The sequence below is a fragment of the Janthinobacterium sp. GMG1 genome (assembly GCF_034427795.1).
GTDB lineage: Bacteria > Pseudomonadota > Gammaproteobacteria > Burkholderiales > Burkholderiaceae_D > Janthinobacterium.
In genome coordinates, this window is sequence record NZ_JAXQNT010000004.1 from 309,997 (window position 1) to 331,696 (window position 21,700).

General features: G+C 62.0%; 19 protein-coding genes and 1 pseudogene. 12 read left to right on the plus strand and 8 right to left on the minus strand.

What is annotated here, in order from left to right; translation table 11 throughout:
- The 9 genes and pseudogenes from rimM to SJI03_RS13260 all read left to right on the plus strand — a co-directional run bounded on the left by rimM (position 1) and on the right by SJI03_RS13260 (position 6,871).
- Positions 1-558, plus strand: coding sequence for a ribosome maturation factor RimM (gene rimM, locus SJI03_RS13225; protein ID WP_058051091.1), 558 nt, complete (start codon positions 1-3; stop codon positions 556-558).
- Positions 559-608: 50 nt separating this feature from the next.
- The gene (gene trmD / locus SJI03_RS13230) at positions 609-1,355 is read left to right on the plus strand and encodes a tRNA (guanosine(37)-N1)-methyltransferase TrmD (protein WP_099379456.1); all 747 of its coding nucleotides are present in this window, start codon (positions 609-611) and stop codon (positions 1,353-1,355) included.
- Between the two features lie 132 nt (positions 1,356-1,487).
- Entirely contained in the window at positions 1,488-1,871 is a 384-nt protein-coding gene (gene rplS / locus SJI03_RS13235; protein ID WP_035825414.1) for a 50S ribosomal protein L19, read from the plus strand.
- A gap of 81 nt (positions 1,872-1,952) precedes the next feature.
- On the plus strand, positions 1,953-2,612 hold the full coding sequence (locus SJI03_RS13240; protein ID WP_099379455.1) for a CoA pyrophosphatase: 660 nt from the start codon (positions 1,953-1,955) through the stop codon (positions 2,610-2,612).
- Between the two features lie 97 nt (positions 2,613-2,709).
- Positions 2,710-3,669, plus strand: coding sequence for a CobD/CbiB family protein (locus SJI03_RS13245; RefSeq protein WP_099379454.1), 960 nt, complete (start codon positions 2,710-2,712; stop codon positions 3,667-3,669).
- A 225-nt stretch (positions 3,670-3,894) separates the two neighbouring features.
- Positions 3,895-4,230: a DUF3579 domain-containing protein gene (locus SJI03_RS13250; protein WP_029496213.1), complete on the plus strand. Its 336-nt coding sequence runs from the start codon at positions 3,895-3,897 to the stop codon at positions 4,228-4,230.
- Positions 4,231-4,283: 53 nt separating this feature from the next.
- Positions 4,284-4,433, plus strand: a pseudogene (locus SJI03_RS28945) (CBS domain-containing protein); the annotation flags it as partial.
- Between the two features lie 159 nt (positions 4,434-4,592).
- A complete protein-coding gene (locus SJI03_RS13255) occupies positions 4,593-5,411 on the plus strand; it encodes a GyrI-like domain-containing protein (RefSeq protein WP_416208749.1) in 819 nt (272 codons plus the stop codon).
- The gene (locus tag SJI03_RS13260) at positions 5,408-6,871 is read left to right on the plus strand and encodes a nitrilase-related carbon-nitrogen hydrolase (RefSeq protein ID WP_322427476.1); all 1,464 of its coding nucleotides are present in this window, start codon (positions 5,408-5,410) and stop codon (positions 6,869-6,871) included. Before SJI03_RS13255 ends, SJI03_RS13260 begins: the two co-directional genes overlap by 4 nt.
- Positions 6,872-7,064: 193 nt before the next feature.
- On the opposite strand, the gene SJI03_RS13265 is transcribed toward SJI03_RS13260, so the two are convergent.
- Positions 7,065-7,805: a GntR family transcriptional regulator gene (locus SJI03_RS13265; RefSeq protein ID WP_077400572.1), complete on the minus strand. Its 741-nt coding sequence runs from the start codon at positions 7,803-7,805 to the stop codon at positions 7,065-7,067.
- Between the two features lie 388 nt (positions 7,806-8,193).
- Here SJI03_RS13265 and SJI03_RS13270 point away from each other — a divergent pair, with 388 nt between their 5' ends.
- The 3 genes from SJI03_RS13270 (at position 8,194) to SJI03_RS13280 (ending at position 13,414) form a co-directional block, all read left to right on the plus strand.
- Entirely contained in the window at positions 8,194-10,869 is a 2,676-nt protein-coding gene (locus tag SJI03_RS13270) for a TonB-dependent receptor (protein WP_322427477.1), read from the plus strand.
- 122 nt (positions 10,870-10,991) lie between these two features.
- Positions 10,992-12,305 carry a glycoside hydrolase family 18 protein gene (locus SJI03_RS13275; RefSeq protein WP_322427478.1) on the plus strand — a complete coding sequence of 438 codons (1,314 nt, stop codon included), beginning with the start codon at positions 10,992-10,994 and terminating at the stop codon, positions 12,303-12,305.
- A complete protein-coding gene (locus tag SJI03_RS13280) occupies positions 12,302-13,414 on the plus strand; it encodes an acyltransferase family protein (RefSeq protein WP_322427479.1) in 1,113 nt (370 codons plus the stop codon). Before SJI03_RS13275 ends, SJI03_RS13280 begins: the two co-directional genes overlap by 4 nt.
- Here SJI03_RS13280 and SJI03_RS13285 read toward each other — a convergent pair.
- The 7 genes from SJI03_RS13285 to SJI03_RS13315 all read right to left on the minus strand — a co-directional run bounded on the left by SJI03_RS13285 (position 13,411) and on the right by SJI03_RS13315 (position 21,658).
- The gene (locus SJI03_RS13285) at positions 13,411-14,610 is read right to left on the minus strand and encodes a DUF5009 domain-containing protein (protein ID WP_322427480.1); all 1,200 of its coding nucleotides are present in this window, start codon (positions 14,608-14,610) and stop codon (positions 13,411-13,413) included. The genes SJI03_RS13280 and SJI03_RS13285 overlap by 4 nt on opposite strands.
- Positions 14,611-14,691: 81 nt before the next feature.
- Entirely contained in the window at positions 14,692-15,996 is a 1,305-nt protein-coding gene (locus SJI03_RS13290; protein ID WP_099379449.1) for a hypothetical protein, read from the minus strand.
- Between the two features lie 160 nt (positions 15,997-16,156).
- A complete protein-coding gene (locus SJI03_RS13295) occupies positions 16,157-17,290 on the minus strand; it encodes an ABC transporter ATP-binding protein (RefSeq protein WP_099379448.1) in 1,134 nt (377 codons plus the stop codon).
- Between the two features lie 14 nt (positions 17,291-17,304).
- Positions 17,305-18,633 (minus strand): MFS transporter, encoded by a 1,329-nt coding sequence (locus SJI03_RS13300; RefSeq protein WP_099379447.1) that lies wholly within the window; start codon positions 18,631-18,633, stop codon positions 17,305-17,307.
- A 26-nt stretch (positions 18,634-18,659) separates the two neighbouring features.
- The gene (locus SJI03_RS13305; RefSeq protein WP_322427481.1) at positions 18,660-19,508 is read right to left on the minus strand and encodes a carbohydrate ABC transporter permease; all 849 of its coding nucleotides are present in this window, start codon (positions 19,506-19,508) and stop codon (positions 18,660-18,662) included.
- Positions 19,509-19,521: 13 nt separating this feature from the next.
- On the minus strand, positions 19,522-20,394 hold the full coding sequence (locus SJI03_RS13310; protein WP_233516261.1) for a carbohydrate ABC transporter permease: 873 nt from the start codon (positions 20,392-20,394) through the stop codon (positions 19,522-19,524).
- Between the two features lie 4 nt (positions 20,395-20,398).
- A complete protein-coding gene (locus tag SJI03_RS13315; RefSeq protein WP_322427482.1) occupies positions 20,399-21,658 on the minus strand; it encodes an ABC transporter substrate-binding protein in 1,260 nt (419 codons plus the stop codon).
- Between the last annotated feature and the right edge of the window lie 42 nt (positions 21,659-21,700).

Below are 21,700 nucleotides of genomic sequence, written 5' to 3' on the forward strand. Positions count from 1 at the left end.
TTGACGGTCAAGACTGCATCCGGGGTGAAAGTCCCCGATGACCTGGTACAGGTAGGCTATGTCTCCGGTGCTTATGGCATTGCTGGCGGGGTCAGGATCACTCCTTTCTCCGACGACGCGGATGCATTATTAAGCGTCAAAACCTGGTGGTTTGATAAACCGACCTTGCATGATGTTCAAGTCAGGCAAGCGAAGTTACACGGCGGCGACGTCGTGGCCCAGCTGGTGGGTGTGGTCGGGCGGGATGCCGCAGAAGCGCTGAAAGGCGTCTCTGTGCAAATTCCGCGTAGCCATTTCCCGACGCTGACGGCCGATGAATTTTATTGGTCCGATCTGATCGGACTGACAGTCGAGAATTTGCAAGGCGAGTGCCTCGGCACAGTGCACGACATGATGAGCAATGGTCCGCAGTCGATCTTGCGCGTTACGCCCGTCGCCACTGCCGATGAGACCGTTGAAAAGGCGCCTGAGCGCCTGATCCCGTTTGTTGGCCAGTTTGTCATTAACGTTGACAAGGCTGCCAACAAGATCACGGTCGACTGGGGCCTCGATTATTAAACCGCCTGCGCTTAACAATGCGCCGGGCAAACGTTGCAGGATGGTGAGCGATGCAATTTGATGTCGTGACCCTGTTCCCGGAAATGTTTGCCGCGCTGACGCAGTCGGGTGTGACCCGGCGCGCCTTCGAGCAGGGGAAATGTGGCTTGTCGCTGTGGAATCCCCGTGATTTCACCACCGACAATCACCGTACCGTGGATGACCGCCCGTATGGCGGCGGCCCCGGCATGGTGATGATGGCCCGTCCCCTTGAAGCGACAATTCATGCCGCGAAGCAACGCCAGACCGAATTGGGCCTGGCGGCGCCCCGCGTGGTGTTCATGTCGCCGCAAGGCCGTCCGCTGACGCACGAGCGCGTCACGCAGCTGAAAGCCGAACCTGGTTTGGTGATCCTGTGTGGCCGCTATGAAGCCGTGGACCAGCGTTTGCTGGACCGTTGTGTCGATGAAGAAATCAGCGTCGGCGACTTCGTTCTGTCTGGCGGTGAATTGCCTGCCATGGCGCTGATGGATGCGGTGATCCGCTTGTTGCCGGGTGTCTTGAACACCGAGGCATCGGCCATCGAGGATAGCTTCGTCAATGGCTTGCTCGATTCGCCGCACTACACGCGGCCGGAAACATATGAAGGCATGGCCGTACCGCCCGTCTTGATGGGTGGCAATCATGCCGAGATCGTCAAGTGGCGCCGCCAGCGCATGCTGGAAGCGACTGCGACAAAGCGGCCTGACCTGCTGGTCAGTGCGCGCGCCGCCGGCTTGCTCAGCAAGACCGACGAAAAATTCCTGGCCAGCCTGTAAGCCGTCTTCGGATGGCGGGCAGGGTGGCTTTGCAGTGCCGGGCATGTTGCCCAAATTGGTAATACCCATCCTCTACCGGGCGGATACTTGCTATCCACAGTGCGCCGGCATGATGGTTTTCGGAGTTATAAAATGGACTTGATTCAACAATTAGAGCAAGAAGAGATCGCCCGTCTGGGTAAATCGATTCCTGACTTCGCACCAGGCGATACCGTTATCGTCAGCGTCAACGTAGTCGAAGGTACGCGCAAGCGCGCCCAGGCTTACGAAGGCGTCGTTATCTCCCGTCGTAACCGTGGCCTGAACTCGAACTTCATCGTTCGCAAGATCTCGTCCGGCGAAGGCGTTGAGCGTACGTTCCAACTGTACTCGCCGCTGATCGCTTCGATCGAAGTGAAACGCCGTGGTGATGTTCGCCGCGCCAAGCTGTACTATCTGCGTGAGCGTTCGGGTAAATCGGCGCGTATCAAAGAAAAATTGCCAAATCGCCGCGTTGTGGCGAAAGCAAGCGCGTAATATCAGCGTCTGCGTTGGGAAAAGGGGTGCCTCTGATGGTGCCCCTTTTTTTATTCTGAATTGCTATTGAGGCAAGCTGCCATGGCCACTATCGCATTTGATCCAAAACAACTCGCCATCGATTCGATCGCCGGCGAGGCGGCGCTGGACGCCGTGCGCCTGACGCCCGGCTGGCTGCGCCAGCGCCTGGCCGAACAGCCCGACTGGCAGCCCGAGATTACCCAGGATTTCCTTTCCGCCCGCGCCGTGCCCGTACGCGCCGCCGTGCTCATTCCCCTCGTGCAACGGCCGCAGGGCTTGACCATCCTGCTGACCATGCGCACCGATCACCTGAGCAGCCATGCGGGCCAGGTCAGCTTTCCCGGCGGGCGCAGCGAAGCTGTCGATGCGTCGCCCATCGCCACGGCCTTGCGCGAAACGGAAGAAGAAGTGGGCCTGGCGCGCGAGCACATCGAAGTGCTGGGCTGCCTGCCCGACTACCTGACGGGCACCGGCTACCAGGTCACGCCCGTGGTGGGCCTGGTGACGCCGCCGTTCGAGCTGCGCGCCGACCCGTCCGAAGTGGCGGAAATTTTCGAAGTGCCGCTGGCCTTCCTCATGGATGGCCTGAACCACCAGCGCCTGTCGGTGGAATTGCCCGGCGGGCGGCGCTCGTTCTACGCCATGCCCTACGAACGCTTCTATATTTGGGGCGCCACCGCCGGCATGCTGCGCAATCTGTTTCACCTCTTGCGCGCGTAAAATGATGCCCCGCACGTAATAAGTTTGATTCCAGCACTGCACTGCGCTATCGTAGCGGGCATTGCGGTATTGCTGAAAAAGACAAAAAGGACGTTTGATGACATTTCTCTCCATACTTTGCGCATTGCTGATCGAGCAGCTCAAACCTTTGCGCGCGGACAATCCGATCTACGCCGAAATCAAGAGCCTGGCAATGCGCATGGAGACCTGGTTCAATGCCGGCCACGCCAACCATGGCCGCATGGGCTGGTTCCTCATGATCGGCGTGCTGATGGTGCCGACGGCAGGCATTTACTGGCTCTTGCAGCATTATCAGCTGACCCTGCTGGCCTTTGCCTGGAACGTCCTCATCGTCTACCTGACCCTGGGCTTCCGTCACTACAGCCATTACTTTACCTCGATCCAGCTGGCCCTGAGCGCCGGCGACGAAGCGACCGCGCGCACCTTGCTGGCCGAGTGGACCAAGCTCGACACAGTGGGCATGGAAGCGAGCGAGATCGCCCGCATCGCCGTGGAAAAAGCCCTGGTCACCACGCATCGCAATGTGTTTGGCGTGTTCTTCTGGTTCCTCATGCCGCTGGGCCCTGCCTGCGCCGTGATGTACCGCGTGGCCGAATACCTGGCGCGCGCCTGGAACGAACCTGAACACATGCGTAATGAAGCATTCGGCCAGTTCGCCGCGCGCGCCTTTTACTGGATCGACTGGATTCCCGTGCGCCTGACGGCCGTGGCGTTTGCCGTGGTGGGCAATTTCGAGGATGCCATCTATGCCTGGCGCAATTTCGCCCAGCGCTGGCAGGACGAGGCCATCGGCATCATCCTGACGGCCGGCGGCGGCGCCATGGGTGTACGCCTGGGCACGCCAGCGGAAACGGCGGCCCGCGTGGTCGTCACGCCGGACATGGCCGTCGATGACAGCGACAGCGAAAGCGATATCCTTCCGGGCGAAGAGCCGGGCGCGCGCGCCTTGCAGAGCACGGTCGGCCTCGTGTGGCGCGCCTTGCTGCTGTGGATGCTGCTGCTGCTGTTGATGTCGGGCGCCGTTTTCCTCGGCTGACGCGGGCGCACATGCGCCATCCATGCGCCTTGCGCGTGGAACAAGGTTAAAATAGGGGCTGGCGCGCTAGGCGTGCCGGCCCCTGTTTGCATCGCCAGGGCAGATCGAGGTAGAACCCAAGTCTTCTATAAGATATAATACTGGCTTACCGCAGCAAACGTAGTTGAATTACCAGCCCGGCTTACCCGCCGGGGCCATTCACGCAATCCAGTCCCGACAAGCCACATGGCCGAGTTATCTCAAAAAACAGGGGAACTCTCAGACGAGTTCTTCATCCTTGGTCTCACCAGCAATGGCAAGCAATTCCGACCCAGCGATTGGGCCGAGCGCCTTTGTGGAGTGATGTCCTGTTTCAATCCCGAAGGTGGCGGGCGCAACGCGCACCTCCAGTATTCGCCGTACGTGCGCCCGACCGTCGTCAATGGCGTCAAGTCGGTGGTGGTCAACACCAAGTTGCGCGAGATCGAGCCGATGGCGTTTCACTTCGTGCGCGAATTTGCCAAGGATAACGACCTGCAAATCGTCGAAGCCTGCTTCCTGCCGCCTCCCGAAGAAAAGTAAGACTAGTTTCATTGATGTGCCTCAAACCTGCCAGCCTGCTGGTGGGAGACATCATGAGCGCGCAACTGCTGACGGCCAGCGAAGACGAAGACGAAGACGTCTACGACATCATCGAACGCATGCGCGTCAACGGCATCCGCCGTCTGCCCGTGGTCAACAATCTGGGCGCGCGTTCCGGCGTCGTCAGCCTCGACGACCTGCTCGCCTTCCTGGCCCAGAAGATGGCCGAACTGGCCCGTATCAGCAGCGGCCAGCTGGTGTACGAAAAGCGCACTAGAAAATATGCCCGTATTGCGCAATTTCAGTCAAATCCCCGTCACCCGAAAATGCTACAGTCGCTGCTCGTTCAACGGGAAGCGCGCATGCACTATCTGGCCAAGGCACTCTGGTATATCGAATCGCATTATGCGGAGAATATCTCGCTCGGCGATATCGCCCACGTGGGCGGCGCTTCGCCGTGTCACCTGACGCGCGCGTTTGGCCTGGCCACGGGCCACTCCGTGATGCGCTATGTGCGGGCGCGCCGGCTCAGCGAGGCGGCCCGCGCGCTGGCGCAGGGCGCGCAAGACATCCTCGCCGTCGCCCTGCAGGCCGGCTACAGTTCCCACGAGGCATTTACGCGGGCCTTCCGCGAGCAGTTCCAGCTCACGCCGGAAAAGGTGCGGGCCCAGCGCCACGTCGCCAACCTCGCGCTGGTGGACGCCATCAAACTGGATGTGGCGCCGGGCGTGGCCCTGGAAGCGCCCCGTTTCGAGCAGGGTCCCGCCTTGCTGCTGGCGGGCCTCGTCGAACGTTATCGCGCAGAAACGGTTGCCGGCATCCCCGCCCTGTGGCAGCGCTTTCTGCCCCATGCGGCGCCCGGTCAGGTGCTGTATGGCGTGTGCTGCAATAATGACGATGCGGGCAATTTCGATTACCTGTGCGCCATGCCGGTGAGCGACTTTTCCCAGGCCCCCGAGGGCTGGATGCGGCTGCGTATCGCGCCGCGGCGCTATGCCGTGTTTCACCACCGCGGCCACATTTCCACCATCCGCGCCACCTGGCATACGGTGTGGAACGAGTGGCTGCCCCAGTCCGGCCTGGAAGTGGCCGACGCGCCCGATTTTGAACGCTACGACCAGCATTTCGACCCCGTCAGCGGTAGCGGCGGCGTGGAAATCTGGCTCCCCTTGAAAGCATGACCATGCTCAATACCTTGTCTGCGCCGATCCTGTTTGCGGGCGGCACCGCGCTGCGCCAGCGCCTGTTGCAAATCGCCGCGGCGCTGGCGGCGGGCCTGCCCCTGTACTGGGTGCTGGGGCCGCAGCCGCTGGGCGCGCTGGCCTGGTGCGCGCCGCTGCCCGTGCTGTGGCTGGCCCTGCGCTCGTCGCCCCGCGATGCGGCCTGGATGACGTTCCTGGCTGCCATGCTGGGCCTGTCATCGAACGTTGACTATTTCCGCCTGCTCATGCCCTTGCCGGCCGTGCTGGCCGCGATCGCCGTCAAGGCACTGCTATGGCTGCTGGTGGTGCTGGCCACGCGGCGCCTCGTGCTGCGCTACCGGGCAAGCTGGACGGTGCTGGTGTATCCCGTGCTGTGGGTGGCTATCGATACGCTGATGGCGGCCTTGCTGCCGGACGGCAACTGGGGCAGCCTCGCGTATTCGCAAGCGGATAACCTTGCCGTGCTGCAGCTGGCGGCCTTGGCGGGCGTGCCTGGCCTGCTGTTCATGTTGTGCCTGGCGCCATCCGCGCTGGCCCTGTTGCTGGCCGGTGGCCGTGTGTATGCGCCAGTGGCGGGCGTGACCGTGTTGCTGCTGGCGGCCGCGTTCGCCGGTGGCGCCTGGCGGGTGCACGGTACCCCGACTCCTTCCGGGCCGCTGGCGGGACTGGTGGCCATCGATGACTTTATCGGCCCGGCCACGCCGCCGGCGCGCGCGCAAGCCATCTGGGACCAGTACGCGCGCCACGTCGAAGCGCTGGCCGGACAGGGCGCCACGCTGGTGCTGCAGCCGGAAAAGATAGCCGTGCTGGAACCCGCGCAGGCGGACGCCGTGCGGCAGCGTTTCCAGGCGCTGGCGCGTAGCACGGGCGCGTGGATCACCTTGGGGCTAGGCGTGCAGGACGCTGCCGGCCGGCGCAACCTGGCCTGGCTGTTCGCGCCCGATGGCACCGCGCCCGTCAGCTATCAGAAACATCATCTGGCGCCGCCCGAGCGCGAGTTTCTTGCTGGCAGCGCGTACGCCGTGCAGCTGGTGGCGGGGCAGACCATGGGCCTGGCCATCTGCAAGGACATGCATTTCGCGCCCCTGGGGCAGGCGTATGGCGCGGCCGGGGCGCAGGCGATGCTGGTGCCGGCCTGGGATTTCCAGCTGGACGCCTGGATGGGCGCGCGCATGACCGTCATGCGCGGCGTGGAAAACGGCTATGCCGTGCTGCGCGCGGCGCGCGAGGGGATGCTGACGGTCAGCGACGCGTATGGACGCGTGCTGGCGGAGCGGGCCAGCAGTGCCATGCCGGGCAGCACCTTGCTGGCGCCGCTGCCGGCGCACCGGTCTGCCTCCCCTTCGGCTGGATGGCTGGGGCCGCTGTTCGGCTGGCTGTGCGTGGCGCTGGGCGTGATTTTGCTATGCATGGGCCGCCGCGCCGCGTCCGCGGCCTGACGCATCACGCCACGTTTTGCTGCAATGCGCAAAACCGTATCGCACGGCCTTCCTTTATATTCTCCGTACATAGCAACATAATCGCCGCCGATGATTGCACCATTGCCGTGCATATATTCGGCGTGATACCGGCATATATATTGCACTGCAATAAGTGGTGTTATCTGGTATTGAGAAATTCGGGCAGCTGGTATTAATTGGTACTTAATTCGGCCACGAAGTCATACATATCGCCGCGGAAGTAGGAGCGGCAAAATTCCACGGCGCGGCCATCGCGCAAAAAGCCCAGTCTTTCCACCGACAAGCCCGCGTCACCTTCCTCCGCCTGCAACAGGCTGGCCTGCTCCCCCGTCAACAACAAGGCGCTGAGGCGCTGCAAGGCGCGCACGGGCCGGTTGCCCGCCTGTTCCAGCGCGTCATACATGGAGATATCGACGGCGTCGAGGTCTGGCAGGCAACTGGCGACGATGGTCGCGTACTCCAGGCACATCGGCACCTCGTCCGCATAGCGGATGCGGTGGAAACGGTACACGGGCGCGCCCGGCGACAGCCGCAGGCGCAAGGCCTCTTCCGGCGTGACGGTGCCCTCTGCGCGCTTGAGCCACACGCTGCGCGGCGTGCGTCCGCGCGCCCGCATGTCCTCGGAAAACGAGGTCAGCTTGGCGAAATTTTTCTCGATGCGCGTATTGATGAAATTGCCCGAGCCGGGGCGCCGCACCAGCAAGCCCTCGTTGACGAGGCCATCGATGGCCTTGCGCACGGTGATGCGCGAGACGGACAGGTCGCTGGCCAGCTGTCGCTCGGCCGGCAAGGCTTCCTCGGGGCCGAGGATGCGCTTGTCGATCGCTTCGCGCAGCGCGCGCTGCAGTTGCTGGTACAGGGGCAGGCTACTCGTCTGCCCCAGGCCTTGCATGATGTGAGCCAGGGTTGTCATACGCTGAGGGTCTCCGTTACGGCGCGTTGCAGACGCGCTCTGTATCTGTTTTGTGTCGCTGGATAATACCAAAAAAGGCCGTTATAAAACCAATTTGAATTATCAGGCCAGCAATTTATGCCTGGCCTCGCAGGTATTTAGCCTGCTCATACGGGCTACAGATTGATTTGGATAAAGTGGTCTGTGTGATTCAAACAACGTTATAAAAAAAAAGTTGCAACTGGTAGTGTTCTGGTATTGGATAGTAGTATATTGGCGTTGAATTGGTTTTGTAAGTGGTTGTGCCGAAGGGTCTGCAGCATGCCGGCGAGAATGGGCGGGCTGGAAAGAAGACCTACATTAAAAATGAAAAGGTTCCAATCCTGGAGCCTAAATCAAGGGGGAGTACATGAAACGCAATTTGACAGCTAGCGGTGTAACGCGCCTGACGCCTATCGCGGCAGCCGTGGGGTTGATGGTATTGGGTGCGAGTTTTGCCGCCCAGGCGCAGGAAGCAGTGCAACCGGATTCAAGTGTCGTGGTGGTGACCGGCGTGCGCGCCGCAATGGCCCAGTCGCTCAATCAAAAGCGTAATTCCGACTCCCTGGTCGAAGTCGTCACGGCCGAAGACGTAGGCAAGATGCCGGACAAGAGCGTGGCCGATTCGCTGCAGCGCATTCCTGGCGTGTCCGTCGCCACGGCAGGCGGCTCCGAAGGTGGCTTTGGCGACAATGACCGCGTCAGCCTCAAAGGCACGCCATCGAACCTGACCTTGACCACCCTTAACGGCCACACCGTCTCGAGCGGCGACTGGTATATCTCGAATATCACGGGCGGCGGTCGCAGCGTCAGCTATAGTATGTTCCCGTCCGAGTTGATCGGCCGCGTGACTGTTCACAAGAGCTCGCAAGCCGACCTGATCGAAGGCGGCGCCGCTGGCAATGTCAATATCGAAACCCGCAAACCCTTGAGCTTCAAGAAAAACCTGACCTTGATGGGTTCGATCGAAGGCGCTTACACGGAATCGGCCAAGAAAACCGACGTGCAAGTCAGCGGCTTGATCAACTGGAAAAACGAAGCCAACGACCTGGGTATCTTGCTGCAGGTGTTTGACGAGAAACGCACCTTGCGCCGCCAGGGCCAGGAATTCCTGTGGTGGGAAAAGCTTGACAACACGAATGCAAAAGCCTGGATTGCCGCCAATCCCGAAGTCGCAGGCAAGACTTTGTCGTTCCTGACGGGTTCTTCGCTGTTCGAGCAAAAGCGCGAGCGCAAGGGCGGCTCGCTGGACATCGAATACAAGGTGTCGAACGACCTGAGCTTCAACGTCAACGGTTTCTACACCCGTCTCGATGCGGACAACGTCAATACCAACTTCATGCTGGCGCCGTATCAAGTCCTGTCGAATAACTGGAGCAACGTGGGCGGCGCCATCCCGTCGTCCTACACGCTCAAGGGCAACACGATTACTTCGATCGCCTTCCCGTCGAAGTGCCCGGTCGCCGATTGCTCGGCAATGGGCGCTTCGGTGCAAGACATCATTGCCCGTCCAGGTTCTTACAGCGATTCGAAATTTGTCGACTTTAACTTCAAGTACCGCGCCAACGCCAATCTGAAGTTTACTGGCCAGGTTGGTACCACGCGCGGCACGGGTCACGCCCGCGACTACGCGTATGAAGGCTGGCTGGCCTATTCGGGCAGCAGTCTGACCATGCATGGCATCGATGCGCCAGCCAATGTCGTCATCGACAATGCCTCGACGTTGAATCCGCGCACCGGCGCCCCATTCTTCACCGGTTGGGCAACGGACGTCACCACGCGTGACAAGGAAAACTATGGCCAGGTCGACGGCACCTACAGCACTGTATGGGACGCCGTGCCGAACATTCGTTTTGGCCTGCGCACCGCCAAGCATGACCGTTCCCTGACCTGGCTCGAAGGCAGCTATCCAGCGGCCGCCGGCCTGCTGGAGAATGCGCCGAAAGGGTTGACGCGTTATCCGACCAGTCCCTTGTCTAACGTGCTGCAGAATCCCTGGACCTTCAGCGGTTCCTCGATGAAGGAGTGGGGCGAAAAGTACGCGACGTATAACAAGCATGCTTACCAAAGCGAATTCCAGATGACGGAAAAAGCAAATGCCGCCTACGTCATGGGTGACCTGAACTTTGCCGACGTGCAAGGTAACTTCGGTGTGCGTTATGTCAAGACCCAGATTGACGTGGCCAATGCATCGCCGAACGACGTGTGGAAACCGACCCTCAGCTCGAATACCTACAATAACTTCCTGCCGAGCGTGAACTTGCGCACGGACCTGGCGAAGGATGTCGTGTTGCGCGGCGCGGCCAGCCGCACCATGGCGCGTCCTGACTTTGGCGCCCTGGGTGCCTTGAGCCTGAACGACTTGACGATGTCCGGTTCCGGCGGCAATCCGAACCTGAAGCCGATCATGTCGAACAACGTCGATGCGGGCGTGGAATGGTATTTCATGCCGAAGTCGCTGATCGCGGTGAACCTGTATCAGATGAAACTGGCTTCGTATGTCACCTACGGTTCGTCGGTGGCGCAGTTCTACAACGCGACTCTGGGCCGCGTAACGGATTACAACATGAGCGCCGCCATCAATACCAAGGCGCGTGTGCGTGGCGTGGAACTGCAGTACACCCAGGACCTGAGTAATGGTTTCGGCTTCAGCGCCAACTACACCTATGCCGACGGCAAGGAAACGCAAGCGGCGCCAAAATCGGCTTGCGCCGATGAAGGCAACTGCGATATGGTCGGCACGTCGAAGAACTCGTACAACCTGTCGGGCTTCTTTGAAAACGCCAAATGGAGCGCGCGCCTGAACTACAGCTTCCGTTCCGCCTTCCTGAACGGACTGGATCGCAAGAGCGCCATTTACCAGGATGACGTCGGCACCGTTTCGGCTTCCATCAACTACAACATCAACGAGTTCCTGACCCTGTCGCTGGAAGGCAAGGACCTGAACGATCCGCTGTTGAAGTCGTATGCGTCGACCAAAGACCAGCCGCGCGCGTTCTACAAGAACGGCCGCCAGGTATTCTTTGGCCTGCGTGGCAAGATGTAAGACGTTTTACTTGGTTAATGCCTCCCGGCGGACACCCGGGATGGCATGACAATGGCGGAGCGCAGCTGGCTCCGCCATTTTTTTATTGCAAGATGGATTTTTTATAGGGTGGGATACCTCCGATGACATTACACGCAATGCTGGCTTGCTTCGCCTGCGCGCTGCCACTGGCCGCCTCCGCCACTCCCGCCGCGCCGGCCTTCGCGCCGGAAGTGGTGGCGTATTATCCCGGCTGGAAATCGGCCGATTTTCCCGTTAACGAGCACAATATTCGCGCTGGCAATGTCAGCCTGATCCAGTACGCGTTCGCCGACATCTGCTGGGATGGCGAACATGGCAACCCGGCGCCCGAGGGCGGCGGCGTGAGCGCCTGCCTGGATGCGCAGGGCCAGCCGTCCCGGCCGGCCAATGGCAGCATCGTGCTGCCGGCGCCGCAAGCCGATGCCGATAACTTGCGCAAGCTCAATGCGCTCAAGCAAAGTAATCCGCGCCTGCGCGTCCTGCTGTCGGTAGGCGGCTGGATCTGGTCGAACCGCTTTTCGGACGTGGCCGCCACGCCGGCCGCGCGCCAGGCATTCATCGCTTCCGCGCTGGAACTGGTGCGCCGGCATGGCCTCGATGGCGTCGATATCGACTGGGAACATCCGGCTATGGGGGGCATTCCCTGTATCGGAGGCAAGGTCTGCCACCGCAGCGACGACAAGGAAAACTATGTGCGCCTGGCTGCCGAATTGCGCAGCGCCTTCGAGCAGGCGGGCAAGCAAGATGCCGGTCGCCATTACCTGATCACCATCGCCGCCGGCGCGCATGCCAGCCTGAGCGATGACAGCGATGCCGCGCCCGGCTGGCTGACCCGCCTGGCGGCGCAGCTGGACTGGATCAACCTGATGACGTATGACTACCGCGGCGTATGGGATGCCGAGAGTGGCCAGCTGGCGCCCCTGTATGCCGATCCCGCCGATCCGCAGCACGACAAGGCCCTGCATGCGGACGCCACCGTGACGCGCTTCCTGCGCGCCGGCGTGCCTGCCGCCAAGCTGGTGCTGGGCGTGCCCTTCTATGGCTATGGCTGGAAGCAGTGCGCTGCCGGTCCCCAAGGCGATGGCCTGTACCAGCCTTGCCAGGGCGCGGCCAGCGGCAATGACGGTACGCCGACATTTACTTACCGGTATCTGCTCGAGCAAGGCTACCTGGCCGAGGGCAAGGGCGCGCGCGGCTTCCAGCGCCATTGGAATGCCGCGTCGCAAGTACCGTATCTGTACAACCGCGACAGCGGCGTGTTCATCAGCTATGAAGATGCGCAATCGGTAGCCCACAAGGTGCGCTATATCCGCGACAAGGGCTTGCGCGGTGGCATGTTCTGGGAATTGAGCGGCGATGCGCGACAGGAGCTGGGCACGGCCCTGGCACCTATCTTGACGGAGAAACAACCATGAACCAGCGCTATCTCGCCCTCGACGTCTTGCGCGGCCTGACCGTGGCCCTGATGATCGTCGTCAATACGCCCGGCGACTGGGGCAGCGTGTATGCCCCGTTCCTGCATGCCGAATGGCATGGTTTTACCCTCACGGACCTGGTTTTTCCCAGCTTTTTGTTTGTCGTCGGCAATGCGCTGGCCTTTGCACTGGGGAAATATGAGCACCTGGGCCATGGCGCCGTGCTGGCCAAGCTGTGCAGGCGCAGCGCGCTGATCTTCCTGCTGGGCTTCCTGCTGTACTGGTTCCCCTTCTTCAAGCTCGACGACGCGGGCCAGTTCGCCTGGTCGCCGCTGTCGCACACGCGCATTCCCGGCGTGCTGCAGCGCATCGCCGTGTGCTACCTGGCCGCCGCCCTGATCCTGCATTACTGGAAGACGCGCGGCGCGCTGGTGTTCAGTGCCTGCGCCTTGCTCGGCTACTGGGCCATCCTGGCGACCTGGGGCGATTACAGCCTGCACGGCAATGCGCCGGCCAAGCTGGACCTGATCCTGCTGGGCGACAGCCATTTGTACCACGGCGAAGGCATCGCCTTCGATCCGGAAGGCATCCTCGGCACCTTGCCGGCTATTGTCAATGTGATCGCCGGCTATCTGGCGGGCAGTTTCCTGCGCCAGGCGGCGCCGGCGCAATTGCGTTCGAGCCTGTATCAGCTGGCCGTGGCCGGCGCCATTTGCGTGGCGGTGGCCCTGTGCTGGAATGAAGTGTTTCCGATCAACAAGAAGCTGTGGACCAGCTCTTACGTGATGCTGGGCATCGGCCTGGACTTGCTGCTGCTGGCGCTGCTGATGTTCATCATTGACGTACGTCAAATGACGGGCTGGACCTACTTCTTTGAAGTCTTCGGCAAGAACACCCTGTTTATCTACCTGGTGTCGGAAGTACTGGTGATCATCGCGTTTACCGTGCATATCGGCAGCGGCAACCTGTACCAGTGGCTGTACCAGCAGTGGTTTATGGGCTGGGCGCCGGCGCGCGTGGGGTCCATGCTGTTTGCTATCAGCTTCATGTTGCTGTGCTGGCTGATTGCCTACGGCATGGACAAGCGCAAGATCTATATCAAGGTCTAGAACTTCAGCTTCAGGCCGTAACGCGTGGCCAGGGCAGTGAAGAGCAGCATCAGGGCGGTGACGGCGGCGGCATTCCACAGGCCGGCCGCGCCGCCCGTTTCAAGATACGGCCACCAGAAGCGCGGCAGGTGCAGCACGGCCGCCAGTTGCTGCCACAGGTCGGGCACGATGTAGGCGAACAGGGCATTGGTTCCGGCGGGCAACAGCACCACCGCCCAGGCGCGCCAGCGCCACACGTCGATCACGACATAAAACACGAGGAACAGGGCCAGGATGATGGCGCTGCACACGAGCGTATAGGATTCCGTTGCCGCGATCTTGTTGATGTGGTGATACGGCCGCAGCAGCAGGCCGGCAGCGAACAGTCCCAGCGCGAACCACGCCATGAAACGGATGCGTTGCCCATGGCTCAGGGCGGCGCCGCGCAGGAACAGCTGGCCCACCAGGGTGCCGGCCAGCACATTGGCCGCCGTCGAACCGAGCACTTGCGGCACGTTGACAAACCCGTTGATACCCGCCGGCAGGAAATCCAGGCTGCCCGCCGTGCCGCCCATGTACAGCGTGATCAGCAGGGCAAACACGCCCATCAGCGCCGTGCCGCTGCCCTGGCACGCCAGGTACAGCAGGCTGCACAGCAGATACGCCCAGCCGATCATGCCGAGGATGCCCCACCATGACGGTTGCAGCCAGGTGCTGGAAAACTCCGCATTCAATTCGCCGCGGAACGTCGCCAGCAGGAACAGCATCAGGGCGCCGCCTGCGGCCAGTTCCAGCTTGCCCGCGCCCTGGCGCCACAGCAGGATCATGGCCATATAAAACAAGAGGAAATAGACGGCCTGCGGCAGCAGCGCCGCCTGCGCATCGTAGCGGTAGACATTCGCCAGCACCACGCCGGCCAGCATCAGGCTGGCGGAGCGCCACAGCAGGCGCCCCAGCAAGGCTGGCGTGACGTTGCCGCAATGGCGCTGCAAGGCCAGCGGAATGGCCATGCCGACCATGAACAGGAATCCGGGAAAGACCAGGTCGGGCACGGTGATGCCGTCGGCGCGCGGCCCCGCATGTTCGAGCCACCAGGCAATGCCGGGCATGCCTGCCAGGTAGTTGACCCAGATCATGGTGACGATCACGAAGCCGCGAAAGGCGTCCAGGCTGGTCAATCGTTCAGGTGCAGGTGCGGGGGAGGTGGCTGGCGGCATGGAAGGAGGAAAAAAGGTCGAAAAAAAAGCAGCCCCGGCCTGAGCCGGGAACCGCTTTGCGTGTGCTGCCGGGAGCGGGAATTACTGCGCCGCTGCTGCCGGTGCTGCCGCTGCCGTGGCAGGACGGTTCAGCCACAGGATCCAGTAGCGGGCCAGGTCGCCCACGCCGTCGCCGCCCTTGACCGTTTCCAGGACCTTGATGGCGTCGTCTTTCTTGCCGGCCATGGCGTAGGAATAGCCGAGGCGCAGCTTGGCGTCCTCAACGCGCTTCAGGCCGCCCTTGGCGATGCCTTTCTGGATCAGGTCGATACCTTTGTCGAACTGGTCCATCGTCACGAAGGCGTAACCGAGGTTGATCAAGCCCGTGCCATCCTTGCTCTTCATGGCCGAGGCTTCGCCGCTGGCGATGTTTTTCGCATCGTCGGCGGCAGCCTTGCTGGCCTGGTCGCGCAGTTTCTTGTGCTTGGCGGCATTTGCGCCCGTGCCCAGCACGCCTTTGGCAAAGCCGGCGTCGAGGACTTTTTTCGCTTCCGTCGGGAAGGCGTTCTGCAAGGCGATTTCAGCCATGTCGCTGTAGTCCTGTGGCGGCATGGTGTCGACGGCCTTGAATTGCAGGCGCAGCACGTCCAGCGCGAAGCGGTCCGAATAGCCGGCCTTGCCTTGCAGGCGGCCCAGCAGGTCGCTCCAGTAGTCGTCCGACGGGTAATAGCGCACCAGGTTTTCCATGGCGATCAGGTAGGTGGCTGGATCCTTGCTTTTCGAACCTGTGTTGGCCAGCAATTGCAGCTCTTCGATGCTCGGCGTCTTGCCCGCTTGCTGCTTGGCCGTCACGTCGGCCATCAGTTCCTGCTTGGCGCGCGCGAAATCATTGCTGAAGTAATAGGAGCGGATGATGTAGGGACGCACGGTGGCCACGTCGCCCGTTGCCGTCTGGTAACGGGTGAACCATTTGATGGCGTTCGGGTAATCCTTGGCGTTGTAGTGGTAGTTCGCCAGTGCCTGGATGAAGTCGCCTTCCGATTTCTTGTCCAGCTTGCCCGATTCGATCACCGCTTCCAGCGCCGTCATGGCCATCGGCGCATTGTTGGTGGTCGAGGCCAGCGCCACGCGCAGGCGGTTCAGCACGAACGTTTCATACGGCGTCAGGGCCGGAATGGCGGCAGCCTGGTCGATGCGGCTTTGCACGTCGGCGTAGTTCTTGGCATCCATCGATGCCTTCACGGCGGTCGGATCGAGCAGCTTGAACACTTCAGGGCGCACCGAGTCGGCCGGAGCGGCAGCAGCGGCGGCTGGCTTGGCATCCTGCGCGTGCGACAGGGATGGCAGGACATTGAGGCCGATGGCGGCCAGGAGCAGGCTAAGACGGGCAAGACGGAATTGGGACATGGGTTATCCTTCAATCAATAACAAAAATACGCACCTGCACTGGCAGCCGCAACATCGTGCATTGGCATTGCCAGAGGGGCAAGGAAGCTCGAAAAAACATCATTCTGCCAGTCTGCCTGCATAAGTCAAACAGAAGCGGCATGATACAGAGCGGCTATTGTCACATAAACGGCTGAGCGGGTGCGGCAAACGTGCGCGCCAGGGCTTGCCCTTTGGCATCGAACAGCAGGCAGCGCTGCGCCGGCAGATGCAGGCGCATGGCGTCGCCCGCCTGGCGCAAGCCTTCCTCGGCCGGCAGCTTGACGGACAGCATCTCGGCCACAGCTGGCATGCTGGCGTACACGATGGCCACGTCGCCCAGGTATTCGACATGGCTGACGGCCGCGTCGACGACGTTGTCGCCTGCATCGTTCGCGTGCCGCAGGCTGACATGCTCGGCGCGCACGCCCAGGGTCAGCTGGTCGCCCGGCGCCACGTTCTGCCCCTGCGCTTCGACGTCGATGACGGCGCCGCCGGGCAGGCGCACGGCCACCGAGCCGGGGCCGCTGGCGATGGCCTCGCAAGCGACGAAGTTCATCTTCGGCGCACCGAGGAAGCCGGCTACGAACAGGTTGCCGGGATTGTTATACAACTCGTGCGGACTGCCTACCTGCTCGATGCGTCCGCCGTTGAAGACGACGATGCGCTCGCCCAGGGTCATCGCCTCGACCTGGTCGTGCGTGACGTAGATCATGGTGGTTTTCAGTTCCTGGTGCAGGCGCGAAATCTCCACGCGCATCTGTACGCGCAAGGAAGCATCGAGGTTCGACAACGGTTCGTCGAACAGGAACACCTTGGGTTTGCGCACGATGGCGCGGCCGATGGCCACGCGCTGGCGCTGGCCGCCCGACAGGTCCTTCGGCTTGCGCTTGAGCAAAGGCGTGATCTGCAGAATCTCGGCCGCGCGCTCGACGGCGGCGCGCACCTCTGCCTTCTTGTGCCCCGCCAGGCTCAGGGCGAAGGCCATGTTTTCGTACACCGTCATGTGCGGATACAGGGCGTAGCTCTGGAAGACCATGGCCAGGCCCCGCTCGGCCGGCGCGATATCGTTGGCCAGCTTGCCGCCGATATGCAGCTCGCCATCCGTGATGTCTTCCAGCCCGGCGATCATGCGCAGCAGGGTTGATTTGCCGCAACCGGATGGCCCCACGAAGACGACGAATTCGCCGTCGCGGATATCGAGGTCGATGCCGTGGATGACCGGGTGCTTGTCGTCATACAGCTTGACGATGTTCTTTAATGCGATATGTGCCATGGACTGTGCGATTCCTAGCTTGCGCTGGCCGGCGCGGACGTGGCGCCGGCGTCAGATTGGTCGGAGGTATCCTTGGGGCCGATGCGCATGAAGCGCGACAGGATCAGGACGGGCACGGCCGACACCAGCACCCACAGGAAAAAGGTCTTGTAGCCGAGCGCCGTCTGGATGTCGCCGCTGATCATCTTGAACAGCACGAAGCCGAGCTGCATCACGCCGGTGGCGAACGCATAGTGGGCCGTCTGGTATTTGCCGACGGAAACCACTTGCATCATGAACAGGATCAGGCCGACGAAGCCGAAGCCGTAACCGAACATCTCCACGCTGAGCGCGGCCGTGATCAGGGTCAGGTCGGTCGGCATGCTGTGGCTCAGGTAATAGAACACCAGGTTTGGCAAGTTCATGGCCAGGATCAGAAAGAACATGGCGCGCTTCAGGCCCAGCCACGACGTGAAGTAGCCGCCGCCGATGCTGCCCAGCAGGAACGCGACGGTGCCGGCCGTGCCGTACACGGCGCCCACTTCCGTCGTCGACAGGCCCAGGCCGCCCAGTTCGCGCGCTTCGCGCAGGAACAGCGGGCCGATGGTCTGCACTTGCGCCTCGCCGGCGCGGAACAGGATGATGAAGGCGATCATGCCCCAGATGCCGGGCTTTTTCAGGAAATCGACCAGCACGTCCCACAGGGTGCGGCTGATGCCAGCCACGCTCTTGTCGGCCACGGCCGCGTTGCGCACCTGCGGCAGGGCCCACAGGTGGTAGGCGGCCAGCGACAGCATCATGGCGCCGATGATCAGGAAGATCACCGACCAGGCGGGCTTGATGCCGATTTTTTTCTCCAGGTAGCCGGCCAGGATCACCAGGCCGCCCAGCGAGATGAATTTGCCCGCGTTGAAGAAGGCGCCTTGCCAGCCCGCGTAGGCGGCCTGCTGCTTGTCCGACAGGCTGGCAATATACAGGCCGTCGCACACGATGTCGTGCGTCGACGAGGCCAGCGCGGCGACGAACAGCACGGCGATGCAGGCGGCAAACCACAGCGGCGTTTGCAGGGCCAGCGCGATCAGGCCCAGGCTCAGGCCACCGAGGAACTGGAATAGCACCACCATGGTCTTCTTGCTCGATGCCAGCTCCAGGAAGGGACTCCACAGCGACTTGAAGACCCAGGCAAAGCCGATCAGGCCCGTCCAGCGGGCGATCTGGTCGTTCGGCACGCCCATGCTCTTGAACATCAGGCCGGCCACCAGGGCCACGGCGTAGAACGGCAGGCCCTGGGCGAAGTACAAGGTGGGCACCCAGGAAATCGGACTGCGTGCTTTCTTGCTGATGCTGATGCGCTGGTCGTGCATGGAGGCTTCCTTATCGAGAGACGTTTTCATTTGACTGCGCCGTCCATGCCGCGCATGAAGAAGCGTTGGGTAAACAGGAAGGCGAGCAGGGTTGGCACGATGGTGATCAGGGTGCCGGCCGCGATCACGCGCGTGCTGCTGCCGAAGGTGCCGCGCAAGTACAGCACGCCCACCGACAGGGGGAATTCATCGGGTTTGCTCATGACGATGGAGGGCCAGATGTATTCATTCCACGATTCGACGGCCGTCAGGATGCCGACAGTGGCCAGCCATGGCGTGATCAAAGGCAGCATGATGCGGCTGAAGATCACCCACTCGGAGGCGCCATCGACGCGCGCCGCGTCGATCAGGTCTTGCGGCACTTCCTCGAACGCCTGCTTGAGCAGCAAAATGGCCACGGCCGTCACCACGTTGGGCAGGATCACGCCCGTGTAGGTGTCGACCAGGCTCATTTGCGTGATGGTGATGAAGTTGACGAGGAAGTTCACTTCCGATGGCAGCACCAGCGTGGCCAGGATCAGGCCGAACACGAGTTTGCGGCCGCGGAATTTCAGGCGCGCCAGCGGATACGCGGCCAGTGAGCACAGCAGCAGTTTCCAGAACACGGTGAACACGGCGATCAGCACGGAGTTCCTGAAGAACGACCAGATGGGGATCGCGTTGAACACTTCGATGAAGTTGTCGAAGGAGGGCGCCTTCGGCCAGAAGGTGGGCGGGAAGGCGAAGATATTGCCTTCCGTAGAAATGGCCGTCACCAGGGTCCACCAGAACGGGAAGACGCAGACGACGGCGATCGCGCACAGCACGGCATAGTGGCCCGCATATTGGCCAAACAGCTGCAAGCGGGTTTGCAGGGAGCGGGAGCGGTTTTTCATGGACATGCCCCTGTCAGCGGTGCTTGGGTTTGAGGTAGCGCAGGCACAGCAGGGCGATGCCGATGCAAAATAGGGACACGACGAAGCTGGCGGCCAGCGCGCGCGGCAGTTTCAAGTGTTTGAGACCCTGGTCATACGCGTAGTACAGCGCCGTGAAGGTGGAATTCATCGGCCCGCCCTGGGTCAGGACGTCGACTTCCTGGTATGCCTTCAGGGCCGCCAGCACGGACAGGATGGAGCACAGCATGATGGTCGGGCGCAGCATCGGTACGGTGATCTTCCAGAAGCGCTGCCAGCGGTTGGCGCCATCGAGCATGGCCGCTTCCTGCATGTCTGACGGGATAGCTTGCAGCGCCGCCAGATACATCACCATGTACCAGCCCAGGCCGCGCCACAGGGTGACGAACATGACGGCAAACAGGGCCAGGCTGTCGTTCGACAGCCAGCCCACGGGCGCATTCACCAGTTTTAACGTCATCATCACGTAGTTCAGCGCGCCCTGTTCGTGGAACATGAAGCCCCACATGATGCCGACCACGGAAACGGTGGTCACCACCGGCACGTAGAAGGCGGCGCGGAAGAGACGGATGCCGGGCAGGCGGTTGTTCACCAGCACGGCCAGCGTGATGGCGCCCACCTGCACGAAGGGCACCATCAGCAAGAACATCAGCGAGTTTTTCAGGCCCGAGACAAACATCTCGTTGTTGAAGATATAGCGGAAGTTATCGAGGCCGACGAAGCGCGTCTCGCGTATCAGGCTGTAGTCGGTAAACGCCAGCACGGAGCCGTAGCCGACGGGCCAGAAGGAAAAGGCGGCCAGCAGCAGCAGGGCGGGGGCGAGGAACAGCCAGGCTTGCACGGTATGGCGGTGGGCGGGTTTCATCATGTCCTCAGTGGCGCGGCAGGGTGGCCAGCTTGCGGTTCCAGATGGCGACGGCCTGGTCCAGCGCCTGTTTCACATCCTGCTTGCCCGTCACGCCCGCTTCGACGGCTTTCACCAGCGAGCGGCGCAATTCGTCGTAGTCGTCGATGCCGGCCACGTACAGGGTGCGCGAGTGGCCCATCGACAGGGCGCCGGCGGCCACCGCCTTTTCGGCCGCGCCCGCGTTCTTCGGCGTGGCGAGGAAGAACGGGTCGGCCGCCGCTTTCACCGTGGTGGGGAAGACGCTGGCCTGGCGCGCGAAGGCCAGCTGGTTTTCGTCGTTTGTCAGGAAGCGCGCGAACTTGCCCACCGATGGCAACTGGCGCGCCGGCACGCCTTTCGGAATGGCGAAGTGCACCAGCCAGCCGCCGTCGGCGATGCCGGTGGGGCCCAGCGGCGCGGGCGCCACATCGGTGATGGCGTAGATATCTTTCGCATCGCCACGGATGCGCTGCATGGCCGTGGGCGGCGCCAGCAACATGCCCAGGCGGCCGCCCTTGTAGGCGTCGATCACGGCCGGAAAATTGTCTTCGGCGAACAGGCTTTCCTTCAGCAGGCCGCCCACTTTATAGGTGTCGGCCAGCTTTTGCACCAGCGCCACGTGCTGCGGCGAATTGAAGACGGCGCGGTTGTCGGTGATCACGGCCAGGCCCTGCTGCATGAACAGGCCGTCGATTTTCGACAGGGCGGGGGCGATGCCGGCCTTGCCTGTGCGTTGCGCGATCTGGCGCGCAAACGCCAGCTGTTCATCGAGGCTGGCAGGGCCGCGCGTGAGTCCCGCCTGCTTGAAAATGGCGGTATTGAAGGCGATCACCGCGACATTGCTGTACATGGGAAAACCGTAGGTGTCGCCCTTGAAGCGCAAGTCTGCCAGGGCGCTGGGAATGTAGCTGGCGCGCGCCTCCGCGATCAGGCCATCGACTTGTGTGAGCAAGCCGTCGCGCGCAAATTCGTCGGCCCAGGGCACGTTCAGGCTGACCAGTGCGGGCGGCGTGCCGGCCACGATGCGCGTGACCAGCTTGGTCTGGATGACGTCCCACGGGAAGTCGATCCATTCGATCTTGACACCGGGATTCTGCGCCTCATAGCGCGCCACCACCGTATTGAAATACGGCGTGAACTTGGGCTTCATGCTGAAGGTCCAGAATTCGATTTTTTCGGCAGCCCATGCCTGCGGCGCGAGCATCCCCGCGCAGGCAACAACCGCCAACAGTCTCTTGATCGTCATTTTTATCCTGGAGCGCGAGGCTCCAATGTCCATGAGTCCGCG